Annotated in this window: 10 protein-coding genes; 1 reads left to right on the forward strand and 9 read right to left on the reverse strand. The window is 50.4% G+C overall.

Annotated elements, in window-relative coordinates; all coding sequences use genetic code 11:
• Positions 1–26: 26 nt before the first annotated feature.
• From QZV31_RS09525 to recG, 4 genes are all read right to left on the reverse strand, one after another.
• Positions 27–431, reverse strand: a complete 405-nt coding sequence (locus QZV31_RS09525; RefSeq protein WP_295359925.1) for a type II toxin-antitoxin system VapC family toxin — start codon at positions 429–431, stop codon at positions 27–29.
• A complete protein-coding gene (locus tag QZV31_RS09530) occupies positions 431–667 on the reverse strand; it encodes an antitoxin (protein ID WP_093729546.1) in 237 nt (78 codons plus the stop codon). Before QZV31_RS09530 ends, QZV31_RS09525 begins: the two co-directional genes overlap by 1 nt.
• Positions 668–892: 225 nt before the next feature.
• The gene (locus QZV31_RS09535) at positions 893–1,594 is read right to left on the reverse strand and encodes a TVP38/TMEM64 family protein (protein ID WP_295359927.1); all 702 of its coding nucleotides are present in this window, start codon (positions 1,592–1,594) and stop codon (positions 893–895) included.
• A 129-nt stretch (positions 1,595–1,723) separates the two neighbouring features.
• Entirely contained in the window at positions 1,724–3,820 is a 2,097-nt protein-coding gene (recG, locus tag QZV31_RS09540; protein ID WP_295359928.1) for an ATP-dependent DNA helicase RecG, read from the reverse strand.
• 148 nt (positions 3,821–3,968) lie between these two features.
• Here recG and rpmB point away from each other — a divergent pair, with 148 nt between their 5' ends.
• Positions 3,969–4,157 carry a 50S ribosomal protein L28 gene (rpmB, locus tag QZV31_RS09545; protein WP_093729543.1) on the forward strand — a complete coding sequence of 63 codons (189 nt, stop codon included), beginning with the start codon at positions 3,969–3,971 and terminating at the stop codon, positions 4,155–4,157.
• 387 nt (positions 4,158–4,544) lie between these two features.
• On the opposite strand, the gene QZV31_RS09550 is transcribed toward rpmB, so the two are convergent.
• The 5 genes from QZV31_RS09550 to QZV31_RS09570 form a co-directional block, all read right to left on the reverse strand.
• A complete protein-coding gene (locus QZV31_RS09550) occupies positions 4,545–5,018 on the reverse strand; it encodes a zinc ribbon domain-containing protein (protein WP_176760379.1) in 474 nt (157 codons plus the stop codon).
• Between the two features lie 207 nt (positions 5,019–5,225).
• The gene (gene rny, locus QZV31_RS09555) at positions 5,226–6,749 is read right to left on the reverse strand and encodes a ribonuclease Y (protein WP_256324753.1); all 1,524 of its coding nucleotides are present in this window, start codon (positions 6,747–6,749) and stop codon (positions 5,226–5,228) included.
• A 427-nt stretch (positions 6,750–7,176) separates the two neighbouring features.
• On the reverse strand, positions 7,177–7,695 hold the full coding sequence (locus QZV31_RS09560; RefSeq protein ID WP_295359932.1) for a regulatory protein RecX: 519 nt from the start codon (positions 7,693–7,695) through the stop codon (positions 7,177–7,179).
• The gene (gene recA, locus QZV31_RS09565; RefSeq protein WP_093729539.1) at positions 7,658–8,731 is read right to left on the reverse strand and encodes a recombinase RecA; all 1,074 of its coding nucleotides are present in this window, start codon (positions 8,729–8,731) and stop codon (positions 7,658–7,660) included. Before recA ends, QZV31_RS09560 begins: the two co-directional genes overlap by 38 nt.
• A 465-nt stretch (positions 8,732–9,196) precedes the next feature.
• Entirely contained in the window at positions 9,197–15,034 is a 5,838-nt protein-coding gene (locus QZV31_RS09570; protein ID WP_295359935.1) for an ESPR-type extended signal peptide-containing protein, read from the reverse strand.
• Between the last annotated feature and the right edge of the window lie 178 nt (positions 15,035–15,212).

The following is a 15,212-nucleotide window of genomic DNA, read 5'->3' on the forward strand; positions in this document are numbered from 1 at the left end:
ATATTAAGAAAAGGACTTCTTCAAAATCACGGCCTGACGATCCAGTCTTCCACCTTCAGGTTTGGAACACGGCTGAACTCGCCGGTGTTGTGTGTAATGAGAGTGACGTCCCTTGTAAAAGCCTGAGCAGCAAGCTGGATGTCATAAGGGCCGATGGGCGTCCCCTGCTTCTCAAGATAACCGCGTATCCTTCCGGCAATCACTGCGTCATCAACGGTAAACGGGACGATGTTGAACGGCGCCAGGAAAAGCGACAGCTTCTGTCTGTTCTTTTCTCCCCAGTTGCTCTTTTCCGCACCGTATTCAAGTTCAAAAACGGTGACGGAAGAAATCAGGACAGAAGACGGATCCAGGGAAAGCAGCTTTTCTGTCAGGTCAGGGTAAATGTTTTTCATAAAATAGATGCAGATATTGGTATCCAATAGGTACATTAGAGAGCCTCCCGCGGGGGAACGGTATTCCAGGAAGGCTGTTCCCTGTCAGTCATATAATCTTCCGGAAAAGTACCGATCACCTGCCGGACCGGAGCCCACGGGTCATCTGCCGGATACGCTATATAAATCTCCCCGATTTTACTGATATAGTATTCCTTTTTATCTGTTCTTAACTCCTGCGGAATTCTCAACGCCTGGCTGTTTCCGTTCTGAAAAATTCTTGTGGTTGTCATGAGAATCTCCTCCTTTCGTGTGTACATACCGTAAGTACACACATTCAGTATACACGAAATCAAAGACAAACGCAAGAGAAAGGTAACGAACAACTCTTTTCAGGATTTATCAAGTTTTATATCTTTTTATAAATCGTTTGTGCACTTTTGAAACGAAAAAGCACAGGGACATTGTGGAAGCAGAAAATCCCTCAGGTTTTGTTTCAAGAATTGTTTCAGGAATCATCAGTCTTTAAACAGCTTCTTCTTCCCGATATAAAATACCACAGCCACCACGATTACAAGAACGGTTAAGCGCACCATGCTCTCCCGGAAGTGTACCACGTCGTGACCGATGACCACTTCCAGTGCGGTGGATGGAAATTTGCCGATGAGGTTGGCGATGATGTAGTCTCTTGTGCTCATGCGGCTCAGGGCGCCGACGGCAGTAAGGATGCCGGACGGAAAATACGGTAGCGCCCGGGCGAAGGTCATCCAGATGATGCCGTTCTTTTCACTGGCCTTGTCAATATCCTGCAGACGGTTGGCTTTGCGGATCAGTTTTTCCGCCGTGTTGCGGAAGAAGAAACGCATCAGCAGGAAGCTCAGCACCACGCCGGTGGTCTCCGCCAGCCAGGACACGGCGATACCCAGGGGCAGGCCGAAAATCAGGCCGTTGGCGGTTGACAAAAAGATAGAGGGAAAGATACTGCCCGCATTGATGAGCACATCAATAAAAAAGCTGATGAAGATGGCCCAGGGACCGAAGGAACGCAGGTATTCCGCCAGCGCTTTCACGTTGCCACTGACTGCAAGCCGGCCTGCTTTGTGTAACACTTCGCCGGCAAACAGGTTCAGGCACAGCAGCAATACCAGCAGCAGCACAAGGGCCGCAATCTTGGTTACCCCGTCCGGATCCTGATACCACTTCTTTTTTTCTTCTGACATGAAAGTTCTTCTTTCTTGTTTTTATTTACAACATTGGATGGAAAATTGCAAAACGCTGCAACATTTTATGAAAAATCAGAATTCATTTTTTCAAAAAATGCGGCCAGATCGTCTTCATTTTATAAAACATTACGAATTAAAAATTCCGGCAAAGCGGCTGTCAAACAGATTGGCGGCGCCTTTCAGCATTTCTTTCCGCAACTCCGGCTGCGCCAGGGCCCGGGCTGCGTCTTTGCGGGCCGCCAACAGCACGTCCGTGTCTCTCAGTATATCAGCCAGGCGCAAATCCGGCAAGCCGTGCTGTCGCAGGCCGAACAGCTGCCCCGCGCCCCGCAGTTCCAAATCCCGCTGGGCCAGTTCAAAGCCGTCGTTGGAATTGTGCAGTACCGTTAAGCGGGCCAGGTTGTCCTGCTCCTGATTGTCCGTCAGCAACACGCAATAGGACTGTTTGTCGCCCCGGCCTACCCGTCCCCGCAGCTGATGCAGCTGGGCCAGGCCGAACCGGTCCGCGTTCTCCACGATCATCAGGGTGGCGTTTGGCACATTGACGCCTACTTCAATAACAGTCGTAGTCACAAGACATTTCAGTTTCCCTGCCGCAAAGGCTTCCATAATTTCGTCCTTTTCCGCAGGCTTTAACTTGCCGTGGAGCAGACCGCAGGGAATGTTCTTCAGCCAGGTCTTTTTCAGTTCGGCATACACATCGTTCACGCTGCGAATGCCTTCCATAGCTTCCGATTCCTCAATGGAAGCGCACACCACATACACCTGCCGCCCCGCTTCAATCTGCCGAACCATGCCGGCATAAACTTTCTGCCGCATGTCGCCGGTGTAGCATAAGGTTTCCACGGCCTTCCGCCCCGGGGGCATGCCCCGCATCACAGAAGTTTCCACATCGCCATAGACCGTCAGCGCCAAGGTACGGGGAATGGGCGTGGCCGTCATAATCAGCACGTCCGGCGCGTAGTCCGATTTATTCACCAGCGCCGCCCGCTGGTTCACGCCGAAGCGGTGCTGCTCGTCCGTCACCACTAACGCCAGATGGGCGAAGACCACGTCATCCTGCAGCAACGCGTGGGTGCCCACCAACACGTTCAGCGTGCCTTCCGCCAGTTCCTGCAAGATTTCACGGCGCTCTGCCGCTTTGGTGTTGCTTGTCAGTATTTTTATCGTAATATCGGTATCTTTAAAAAATTCTGTCAGCGTTTCCAGATGCTGCTGGGCCAAAATGCCCGTAGGCGCCATGATGCAGCCCTGAAATCCGTTTTCCGCAGCTTTTGCCAGCCCCAGGGCCGCAATGACAGTCTTACCGCTGCCCACGTCGCCCTGCAGCAGGCGATGCATAGGCTTCACATCTTCCATGTCGCCGGAAATATCTGCCCAGGCTTTTTGCTGGGCCCCGGTCAACGTAAAAGGAAGATTCTGCAAAACCTTTTGCACCAGCTTCCCGTCCCGGGCCAGTTTAACGCCCGGCCGTCCGTCGTGATTGTGCTCCTGGTTCAGCATCAGCCCGCACTGAAGCAAAAACAGTTCTTCATACACCAGACGCTTTTTCGCCGCGCGGAAATGCGCTGCACTTTCCGGAAAATGAATGTTGCTCACCGCTTCGATGCGTGATAAGAATCCGTATTGCCTGCAAATGCTGTCCGGTATGGTTTCCGGCAACCCGTACTCCTTCGCCAGCTGCAACGCCTGCCGTACCGCCGCCCGGAGATTTTGCTGGGTCAGTGACTCCGTTAAGTTATAAACAGGTAGAATCCCTACCGATTTATCCAGGCTTTCTTCATCACAAAACTGCAGCAACACTTCGCTCACTGCTTTGGCGGTGCGCCCCGGCTTCACCCGGCCCGTCACCAGAATGCGGCTGCCCGCTTTAAAGCGCCGGGCCTGAAAACGCTGGGCGCCGAACAGAAAAATTTCCGCATACCCGCTTTCATCTTTTACGGTAATGACCGCGTAGCGACGTCCGCCCCCGGACACCCTCTCCACCGCACGCAGGGCTTCCGCTTCAAAAATCTGGCGGCTGCCGTCCGTTTTTAATTCGCGTATAGTTGCCAGATGAGAATAATCAACATAACTGTCCAGCCGGGGATAATAATTCAGCAAGTCCCCGATGGTTACAATCTCCAGACGGGCAAACGCTTCCGCACGTTTGGAACCGATTCCCTTTAAGGCCGTAATCGGTTTCTGCCACCAATTTTCCATGCCTTCCCGTCCTTTCTGCATTAAATATATTTTGATTATAGCACTATTTCTACTTTTTTCTTTGACATTTTTGAAAAATGCTTGCTTTTCAATGCCACTTGTGGTAATATACTCATGTTAAATTTTAATGAGTAGCTATATGCTGATTCTGTGAAGGAGGTCGAACCAAATGGCACATATTTGTGAAGTATGCGGTAAGGGCATCATGTCCGGCAACAACGTCAGCCATTCCAACCGTCACACCAAAGCTGCATGGAAACCCAATGTACAAACTGTACGGGCTATCGTTGACGGCGAAGTGAAACGCGTGAATGTCTGCACCCGTTGCCTGCGTTCCGGCAAAGTTACCCGCGCATAATCAGAAATGATACAATGAGCTGTTCTCTACGAAGAGCAGCTTTTTTGTTTTTTAGCTTTTGTTTTATAGTTTTTCTATTTTGCACTTTTCGTTTTAAAGCTTTTGTGTTTCCTAAGAAACAGAATAACTCCTAACAAATTAACAACGACAAAAAAACGTTGTGTAAGGAAATACTTTAAAGGCTAAAAACTACTGCAGCCGGTAAGGCATACGTAAAACATCGTGAACGTTTACGATATTTCATGAGGTGAAATTTGCCGTCGTGGCGAGACTGTCTGAGGGCGAAGCCCGAGTTTCGAAGCCAAAGGCAAATAAGCCCATGAAATAGCAAACGCGAACGGTTTTGCGATGCCTTACCGGCTGCAGTGTTACTTGTACTTTTTAAGGTTAATCATCACTCCGGAAAATAGAATCAAAAATACTCTTCTTCTCATCCGAATTATCAATCACGTCTTCATTGAAGTTGATCCGCGTGCCGCATTCCGGACAGAACTTTGTGTTAGCCCTCACCTTGTGCCCGCAGCTGGTGCAACGGATGAACGCCTTCATCTCGATGAGGCGCTGCTCATACAGTTTGTAAAACGCGTCCACATCACTGTAATCCGGTTTCCAGGTGTACACCTCAATGTATTTTTTATGCTGGTCAAAGAACAGCTGCACTGCACCGTCCCCCATGTCCTGCAGGGTAACGTCAAAATATTTTTTCCGTTTGTGCCCGTGAATCACGTGATGCTCTTCATCCCGTTCATCCACATCAATGCCGATATCGTTCAGGCAATCAAAAATCAGCTCCCAGGCATCCTGGAACGCCACTTCATAAATACGAATATCCTGGACTCCGCCAGCTCCCGGTATACGCATATGTTTCCACCTCTCATCAACTAAAACTGAAACCAAGTTTTTATGGTTATCGCTCAATAAATAAAGCGTAATTTTCAAAATCAAATGTCAGGCAAACTGGGACTGCATACAAAACGCAGCAGCAATCGTCGCAAAACAACTGTACGAATTCTTTTCGTAAACTCTTTTAAAAAATGGCTGCGAGCCTTGCGGTACGCAGCCATATATTTACTTCGCATAGTCAACAGCCCGTGTCTCACGAATGATGACCACTTTGATCTGTCCGGGATATTCCATTTCTTCCTCAATCTTCTTGGAGATATCGCGGGCCAGTAAAACGGCTTTCGTATCATCAATGACTTCGGGTTTAACCATGATGCGGATCTCGCGGCCAGCCTGAACAGCATAGCACTTCTCCACACCGTCAAAGGATTCGGAAATCTCTTCCAATCGTGTCAGTCGTTTCAGGTAACTTTCCAGAGTCTCTCTGCGGGCGCCCGGACGGGCAGCAGATACCGCGTCAGCAGCGGCAATCAGTACAGATTCCACGCAATTAGGTTCAATGTCCCCGTGATGGGAACCGATTGCGTTGATTACAAATCCGGACTCACGGAACTTCTTGGCAACTTCCACGCCCAGCTCCACGTGGGAACCTTCCATTTCGTGGTCAATCGCCTTGCCAATATCATGCAGGAGGCCTGCACGTTTCGCCAATGTAACATCCACGCCTAATTCAGAGGCCATAATGCCGGCCAGCTGCGCCACTTCAATGGAATGATTCAGCACATTCTGTCCGTAGCTGGTACGGTATTTCAGGCGTCCCAGCAATTTGATAAGCTCTGGTCTCAGACCGTTGACTCCAACGGTAAAGGTTGCCTGTTCGCCGGCTTCCTTGATATTCTGCTCAACTTCTTTCTGGGCTTTTTCAACCATTTCTTCGATACGGGCCGGATGAATCCGTCCATCATTGATGAGCTTTTCAAGGGCAATGCGGGCAACTTCCCGGCGTACGGGGTCAAAACCGGAAATAATAACTGCTTCCGGGGTATCATCGATAATCAGATCAATGCCTGTCAGGGTTTCCAGCGTACGGATGTTTCTGCCTTCCCGGCCGATGATACGGCCTTTCATTTCATCATTGGGCAGACCCACTACGGAAACCGTAGTCTCCGCCACCTGATCGGCAGCACAGCGCTGGATGGCCAGCGCGATGATGTCCCGGGCCTTTTTATCAGCCTCTTCTTTCGCGCGCTGTTCCATTTCCTTGATCATAACGGCAGTGTCATGCTGTACATCGTCGCGGACTGCAGCCAGCAGTTCCTGCTTCGCGTCTTCGCTGCTTAAACCGGATAACCGTTCCAGTTCCTGCAACTGTCTCTGGTAAAGGGCGTCGACCTTTTCCTGTGCAGCATTCAGTTTGGATTCTTTTACTGTAAGATTTTCTTCTTTCTTTTCGAAAGCCTCAATCTTGCGGTCCAGATTTTCCTCTTTCTGTACCAGACGGCGTTCCTGTCTTTGCAGATCGTTGCGCCGTTCTTTATTTTCACGTTCCATATCGGAACGTAAACGATGAATCTCATCCTTAGCTTCCATTAAGGATTCTTTTTTCTTTGCTTCAATTGTTTCTTCGGCTTCTTTGATCATGCGGTTCGCTTTTTCTTCCGCTGTGGCCAGCTTGCCTTCCGCCACATTCTTGCGCAACACATAACCTGCGCCTCCGCCAACGGCCAAAGCTACAACTGCAGCAATCACTGTTTCGAAAATTTTCTCTCACCTCCTTCGTTTACGACATAAAAATAAGGCAACCGATACGGTGGTTCGCCTCGTGAAATACTACTTTTTAATTATAGGAAATACTGATTAATTTTACTTACACGATTGGCAACTATAATTGTAATGAAAAATCCCCAAAAAGTCAAGGCGGCAATCATGAAATACACTGATTTACCGACCTGGATTTTTTGGGGATCGTGCATTACTTTAATAATTAGTAAGGAACCATTGCTTATGCATAATCTTATTATGCGCTTGCAACTGCATCGCGCAGGTTCATTTCATATGCGATTCCTTTAAGGAAAATCGCTGCTGACATTTGATCTGACCGCACGCTTGCCGTTGCATCGCACAAATATTCAAATCTTATGCGTTTCCCTTAAATAACTGTTTACGAATCACACAACTATTTTTCCTGCCACACTGTCCCGGCTTCTTCTTTGGCCAAAGCCAGGCCCAGGCGGATCATGGAAGGGCCGAACCCTCTGGCGGAGAAATATCGCGCCAGTGCCGCCATTCCTTTTTCCGTCGTGCAGTCATATTTTTTATCGCGCCTGGCCGCAATCTGCCGGTACGCTGCCTGCACGCGCCATGATTCTTCTTCTTCGCTCAGCATGTCCAGGATGACAGGAATATATGCTTCACTCACCTGCTTTTTTATGAGTTCCGCCTGCAGGTGCAATCTGCCGTAAACCTTCCTGGCACGCCAGGATTCAAAAACACGTCTGGCGTACCGTTCTTCGTTCAGCAGATCATATTCTTTCAGCTTTGCCACGGTCTCACGAATCAGTTCAGAAGAAGGACAACGCCGTTTCAGCTTCTGCACCAGTTCCTTTTCACCGTGTTCCCGCCGGTCCAGCAGGCTTAACGCATATTCGTAAACTTCATCACTGGTTGTCAGGGATTTGCTGGCGTTCCGGAACATCTGCCGCTACTCCTTCTGCATCCTTCGGTGCAATCAGTTTATTGACAGTCAGCTCGCGGATTTTGGCTTCCACTTCCGCTGCCACTTCCGGGTTATCCCGCAAAAACTCCTTGGCTTTTTCCCGGCCCTGTCCGATGCGTACGTCGCCGTATGAGAACCAGGCGCCACTCTTCTGCAAAATTTCCAGATCCACGCCCAGGTCCACCAGGCAGCCGGTCCGGGAGATCCCCTGCCCGTACATGATATCGAACTCTGCCTGTTTAAAGGGTGGGGCCACTTTGTTCTTGACCACTTTGATACGGGTGCGGGACCCAATCACATCATTGCCGTTTTTAATGACTTCCACCTTGCGCACTTCCATACGGATGGTAGAGTAGAATTTCAGTGCCCGTCCGCCGGTGGTGGTTTCGGGATTGCCGAACATGATGCCCACCTTTTCGCGAATCTGGTTGATAAAGATGGTGGCGCATTTGGATTTGGCAATGATGCCTGTCAGTTTGCGCAGGGCCTGACTCATGAGGCGGGCCTGCAGACCTACATGGCTGTCACCCATCTCCCCTTCGATTTCCGCCCGGGGCACCAGGGCCGCCACGGAGTCGATGACGATGATATCAATGGCGCCGCTGCGCACCAGCGCGTCACAGATTTCCAGCGCCTGCTCCCCGTTGTCCGGCTGGGAGATCAGCAGATTGTCAACGTCTACGCCTAAACGACGCGCGTAATCCGGATCCAATGCATGTTCCGCGTCAATAAACGCCGCATAGCCGCCCATCTTCTGGGCCTCTGCAATCATATGCAGGGCAACGGTCGTTTTGCCGGAAGACTCCGGTCCGTAAATCTCTACCACACGTCCCCGGGGAATGCCGCCTACCCCTAAGGCAATGTCCAGCGACAACGCGCCGGTGGGAATGGTTTCCACATTCATCTTGGCGCTGGCTTCGCCCAGACGCATGATGGAACCTTTTCCAAAATCCTTTTCAATCTGCCGCATGGCGCTGTCCAGCGCCCGTAATTTATCGTTTGAAATACCTGCCATAATTAACCTCCTGTATTCGTCGAGAACTTTCCTGTAAGTATTATACAAACAGAAGTTCGTTTTGTCAACTGTTTCTAATTGAAATTCAGGAGAGTTAATTTGTCTGCGTGATTATAATTGAAAGAGAAAAACATATTCAAGTTTTATAGATTATTACAGGACCTTCATTTTATCCTTCCGGTCACTTCAGTGACCGGACTTTTTTCGCAACTCCAATAATGACGCGGCTTTCCAGCCTGCTTTCTGTTATAAATATAGACAGCTTAATTGTCTGTCTCCAGATAGCACTTCTTTCGTTCATTTTATTGCTTTGTTCGGGAAAGCTGCCACTGCGCCGACGCGAAAATCCCTGGCTATGCACTTAAAAAGAGGAATGGGAAATCCCCACTCCTCTTTCTTCATATTATATAGGGTAGTGTTTGTCCCTTTTACATGGCATTCTTGTTTTTGCCACTAACACTTCCTTTAGAACGTATACGCTACGTTCACACTACCGCCAAAGCCGCGGTGCTTGCCGCCGTAACCGTAGATGCTGATGTCTGTCCGCCACGGATTGTCCTTCGTGGCATCCATCCGCATACCGAACTCACCTCGCACGCTGCTGCCCTTGATGCTGGCCGCACGAATCTCTGTTCCATTGACCGTGCCTTTTGCCTCTCCGTCAAATTCGTATTCGTAGGCCAGGCCGCCGTACCAGTTCCACTTCTTATCTGTAGTACCATACCGGGCGCCGATTCGCAGCACACTGCTGGCTACGCTGTCCAGATTGTAATGCTGCTTGGCATCGTATTCCACACCGTCACGCTTCGTGTAGAAGTACTTGCCGTACACGTCCAGGCTCTTCCCGCCTTTATAATTAAAGACCTTGCCAATGCCCACATGGGCGCCGTAATAGTTGGCGTGAACATCATACCCGTATTTGTTCCCGCCGCCTTCCAGGATGTTGTCGGCGCTGTCGCTCATGCGGCCCAGACGGAAGCTTGCCTCCGCATATACATCATGCTTGTTTGTCCACTTAACCATCAGGCCGCCGCCTGCGTAATGGGCGTCACCGTCACCCTTGCCGCCGTCGTCATTGTACAGTTTATAACTGCCTTTGCCGTATTCACCGAAGACACCGTATTCCAGTGCGCCTTGCTTCAACTCCCGTTTAGCGCCAACAGCAACTACCGCATTCCAGGCGTTCACGTTCACATGGCTGCCTGTCTCGTAACGGTTCCCGCTGCCGCCTATGGAAACACCAACCGAAGTTCCATCGGGACCCCGGTTCGCAGCATCCCCCAGGCCTTCCAGCGCCTTGCCCACATGCTCACCGCCGCCTGCCAACAATGCCATACCGGCCTCCATAGCCATTACGGTCTTATGGGTCTGCTCGGACAGCCCCGCGGCGGTCGTGGTATGGATGATCAGGTTATCGCCTTCCATCTTTGTTTCGCTTTCGCCCTCGTACGCCGTGCCCACCATGTACTTGGTGCTTTCCGGCGTAACTTTTGCCTCACCGCCAAAGTTGGACACCAGGGTCATCGTCTGGTCTGCCTCAATGTACATCTCTTTGTAGAAGTCGATATTGGACGTGTCTACCGTTGCGCCGTCGAAGGAAACGTTTGTCAGCGTCTTGCTGTGATCGATCAGCGCCGTATCGCCAGTCCATTCTACTTTGCCAAAGGTCAGCGCAGTCGCTTTATTTTCCGTAGCAGTAAACACAACATTGTTGCCGCTCTTGGACAGCTTACCGTTGATTTCACCCTTCAATGTTACGCCGGCTACCGGTTCGTAGGCATCGGGGTAGTTCCAAGTATTCGTTTCTTCTTTTACAATATCTTGCAGCGTCTCATTCGCTGCAATCAACGTCATGCTGTCACCCTTTGCAACAGTTTGCGGTACACCATCCGCATACGTCACGGCAAAGTTCTTCGTGCCGATTTCCTTAACACCTGTGAAGTCATAACTTGCATCATTGTTGTCAACAAGGGTAGCGCCCTTCTGCCACGCAACTTCGCCAATGTCAACACTGTTCATGCCAACACCTGTCACTTCATACTTCACCGCATTGTCCGCCGCTTTCACTTCGCCCTTGGTCTTTCCGGTAAAGGAAATGCCCTTTTCAGTGTAGCTGAGGTCCACGCCGCCTGCATCGGCAGGTGCTGCTGTAATGTTTGCCTTCATCCCTTCCGCAGACAGCAGCGTCATAGCATCGCCTTTTGTCAACACCGCAGTGGACGAACCCGTCACTGTCAATCCGGCCGCATCCACATCCGTCGCAGCAAATTTATATCCTGCATCTGCTTCGTAATACGCGCTGTCACTCCAGGCAACTTCACCGTCAAACTTCACGCCGGTAACGTTCTTGTCGCCAACCTTGTAAACGATCTGCGTCTGCGCGTCATTCTGCTCCAGCGCGTCCTGATGCGTGCCGCTGAACGTCAGCACCGTTTCCGCAATTTTATCCTCAAACGCAACAGCGTCTCCAACATTTTGTTTCTCAAATTTTTTCAGTGTTGCACCGCTGGAGTCGTCCTTAATCGCATTCGTTGCATCCACAACCACTACCGATGCCTTTGTCGCATCCAAATTGGAAATGCTGAAGCCTTCTGCATTTATCGTTGCGCTTCTTAAATCGTCGCCGCTGCCAAAGCTGCGCGCCGCCTTCGACGCATCAAACGCGCCCAGAGTAATACCTGTCACATTTTTCTTATCCTGCTGGTAAACCAGCTGGCTCTTGTCATCACTTACCTTCACACCGCCGCCGGTGGTCTCGCCGGCAATGCTCACGCCGTTCACAGCCGTATCGGTAATAGCGCCGCCCTCTTGCCACGCGCCGGCATCCAGCGTCACATTGGAAAAATCAGAGCCGCTGGCAGCCGTCAGGATCGTTTTGGTGTCGCCGGGGTTCATGCCGGAAACTGAAATGCCATTTGTCGTCACTGCAGCATTTTTCGTATCCCAGCTTGCCGTCACGGCTGAAGTTGTTCCGTTCCACTGCGATACATCAATGTCGCTCACCGTCACGCTTCCCACCGTGTACTTCACCGCACCGCCTGCAGAAGTTACAGTACCGCTGGCGGTTGCATTGTATTTAATCTTCTGCGCGTCCTTATAATCTTTGATTGCTATCGTCTTGCCAGTTTCGTTGGCAACCGTTGTGGTAATCCCCGTTGCATTCGTCACCAGCGTGATGCTTTCATTCTTCTTCAGCGCGTTGGCAGTATCCGCAAACTTCAAATCTTTTGCATCTACCGTATTCGCAGTCGCAAAGGAAGATCCGGTCAAATCCCTTGCACCCTTGTCAATATCAAACGTACCAAAGGTAATCGCGCTCACTGTCGTTGCACCTTTGGAATAATTGATTGCCTTTTTGTCCGATGCCAGCAGCACCTTATCGCTGGAAGTGGAAGTCAGCTTCACTCCGTTCACGCCGTCTTTTTCCGTTGAGGGTGTGCCGCCGCTGATCACTACGCCGCTCGCATTAATCTCTTTGCCTGTCACAACGGTGCTGCCATCTTTATATGTAAGTGTAATAGCGCTCAGGTCGCTGTCATCAGCAGTTGCTTTCAGCAGCGCCATCGTCCCCGTGCCAAGGGAATCAAAGGCCAGATTCGTAATGTCTATGGCATCAACATCATACAACGTCTTTACTTCCAGCGCCGGCACATTTTCATCCCACTTTACGTTGTGGTACACAATTGATTCAAATAACTCCACCGTACTAATTTTGTTCGTAACGACATCGCCGGTCATGCCCTGCCATGCTTCACCTTTGCTAACAACAGGCTCACCTGATTCATTGTATGTCTTCGTGCCGCCGATGTGCAATTCATTGCCGGTGTTATCAGCGTTGCTCCCGCCACAACCAGATACAACGCTATACTCGCCATCCAATCCGGATACCTTGCCCGTGAGGTTCACCGCATTTTTCATCGTTTCACCTTCCCCCCACGTCCAGATGCCGTAGACATCGCCGTTGATTGTGCAATTACTCAGGGTAACGGTGTTCTTAGCCGCATCAGAATAGGCATAGCCGCCGACCACGTCACCGTTTACCGTGCCGCCGGTAATGGTCACAGAGTTACCGGTCGCGTCGCTCGAATCGGAATAGCCGCCATAGACATTACCGTTTACCGTGCCGCCCTTAATGATGACGTTATTTTGATCGGAATCACCATATATATTGTTGTAATAACCGGAATAGCCGCCATAGACATCACCGTTTACCGTGCCGCCCGTAATGATGACGTTATTTTGCTTGGAATCACCATTATTGGTGTAGCCGCCAAATACTGTGTCGCCATCGCTTTTGCCAATGGTGCCGCCTTTAATCTCGACAGTATTACTCGTCGCATCGGCCGAGACCTTCGATTTAAAAACATTACCGCCGTAAACTTTGCCCTCTACCTGTGTTTCGGCGCCGCTGATGGTCACTCTGTTACCCGTAGCATCGCCTTGAGAGCTGCCACCGAAAACGTTCCCCCGGTATCCTTCTTCGGCCTTTTTCACCGTGGTATTATCAATTGTGACGATGTTATTGGCAGTCTTGCTGTTGGAAGAGTAGCCTCCGTATACCTCGCCAATCAGCTGCGTTCCCCCGCTAATCTTGACCTCGTTTTTCGTTGCGCTTCCATCGTAGGCATCACCACCCGTGACCAAACTGACTGCATCCATTTGGCCCAATTTGCCGCCGGTGATTTCTACCCTGTTCTCAAAAACATCTTGGTCGCCATCGCCGCCGGACACCGCTCCGCCAATGGTGGCATCGGTTATCTTGACCGTGTTATTATTCACGGTAAATTCCGCGTTATCGGTTTCATTGTTGTAGCCGCCATAAACACCGAAGCCCACGTTCGTGTTTTTACCGCTGATATCGACCGTATTATTGCGCGCCGCGCCCCCCACGGAGTAGCCTGCGTAAACATTGTAGTTCAACGTGCCGCCGGTGATCGTGACGTTATTATTCGACACCTCGCCCGTACCAATAGCATAACCACCGTACGCATTTCTCTCCAGTACCGTATCTGCGACAGACGTGTCTGCAACAGAAATGTTCAGCTTATTCCCCGTCGCCGCACTCGTGGCGTTGTTTACATGACCGCCGAAGACGCGACTTTTCACCGTGCCGCCGGTGATCGTGACGGCATTATCCATCGCCGCGCCTGTGGCATATTCGTCCACATAGCCGCCGGCAACAACAGTTTTATCATTGGTGCCAACCGTGCCGCCGGTGATATGTACCTCGTTCTTCTTCACATTACCGGCCGGTTCTTCGCTAGCACCCATAGAATAATTTGTAATATATCCACCGTACACATTGCCGCTAACCGAACCACCTTCAATGAAGACCTTGTTTTCCGTTTTATCCTTTACGTTTAAGTTGCCGTACCCGCCGTACATACTGCCGTCGATTACAGCGCTTTCTTTAATCGTTACCGTGTTTTTGTTGACCACCGCTGCGTATGCTGCATCCGCGCCTCCGATGACAGAACCCTTAATTTTCGCATTTCCTTTAATGATTACCTCATTTTCTTGGGTTACGCTGTCCTCACTGGTGCTTCCACCAGCACCGCCGACCACGGCGCGAACGCCGGTGCTCGTCACGGTACCGCCGCTTATCGTAACCCTATTTTTGATTGCTGATCCGGATCGCGCGGTGCTGTACCCGCCTTTCACGGAAACTACGGAACCGTCTTCGATGGTCACCTTATTCTCGTTTGCGTCGCGACTATACGAATAACCGCCATACACACCATCCTTACCATTAACCGTTCCGCCATAAATGAAAACCTTATTCCCCGTCGCGGAACCCGAAGCTTGTAATCCATTACTAGCATTTCCGCCATAAACCGCACCATTGATCAAAGCCGCATCTCCGGAGACCGTGACAGTATTTTCCGTCACCTCGCCACCATTAAAGGCGTATCCGCCGGTAACATAACTTCCGCTTACGGTGCCGTAAACATAAACCGTATTTAGGCTAATAGATGCAGTACCACTCCCGTAGATGTCATGCACACTGCCTCCACTGGCTACCGTGAAGGTGATGTTCGATCCATTCAGATTGTATGTCACACCAGATTTGTTTTCGCTAATCGTTATTTTGCTGTCGCTTGCAACATTTACAGATTCAGCATGTACCACGCTCGTACCCACTCCGGTCCAGGCTGAAAGCAGCGCAGCCGTCACGCCCATAGATACCGCAGCCACACGCAAGGAACGGGCTCCGCAGCCTTTGCCGCGTCGCTTCGCCAGTTCGCTCGTCACTACATAGCATTGTTTTACTTGGCTCCAAATCACTTGGTAGATATTGTTCATTCTCCAATCCTCCATCTTATAAAATTATAAAATATGTATCCTGCAACTCATGCAACGGTTCACTTGTAAGCGTAATAGTTCCCCCCTTTGCTCTATGTTCTAATCTCCCTATGAGGATATACCCCGGCTATTCGATGACGACAGGAAAATTTCCTTTTGCCCTTTCGTACAGTTTTGC

Origin of the sequence: uncultured Succiniclasticum sp. (assembly GCF_902793885.1) — a bacterium.
Lineage (GTDB): Bacteria > Bacillota > Negativicutes > Acidaminococcales > Acidaminococcaceae > Succiniclasticum.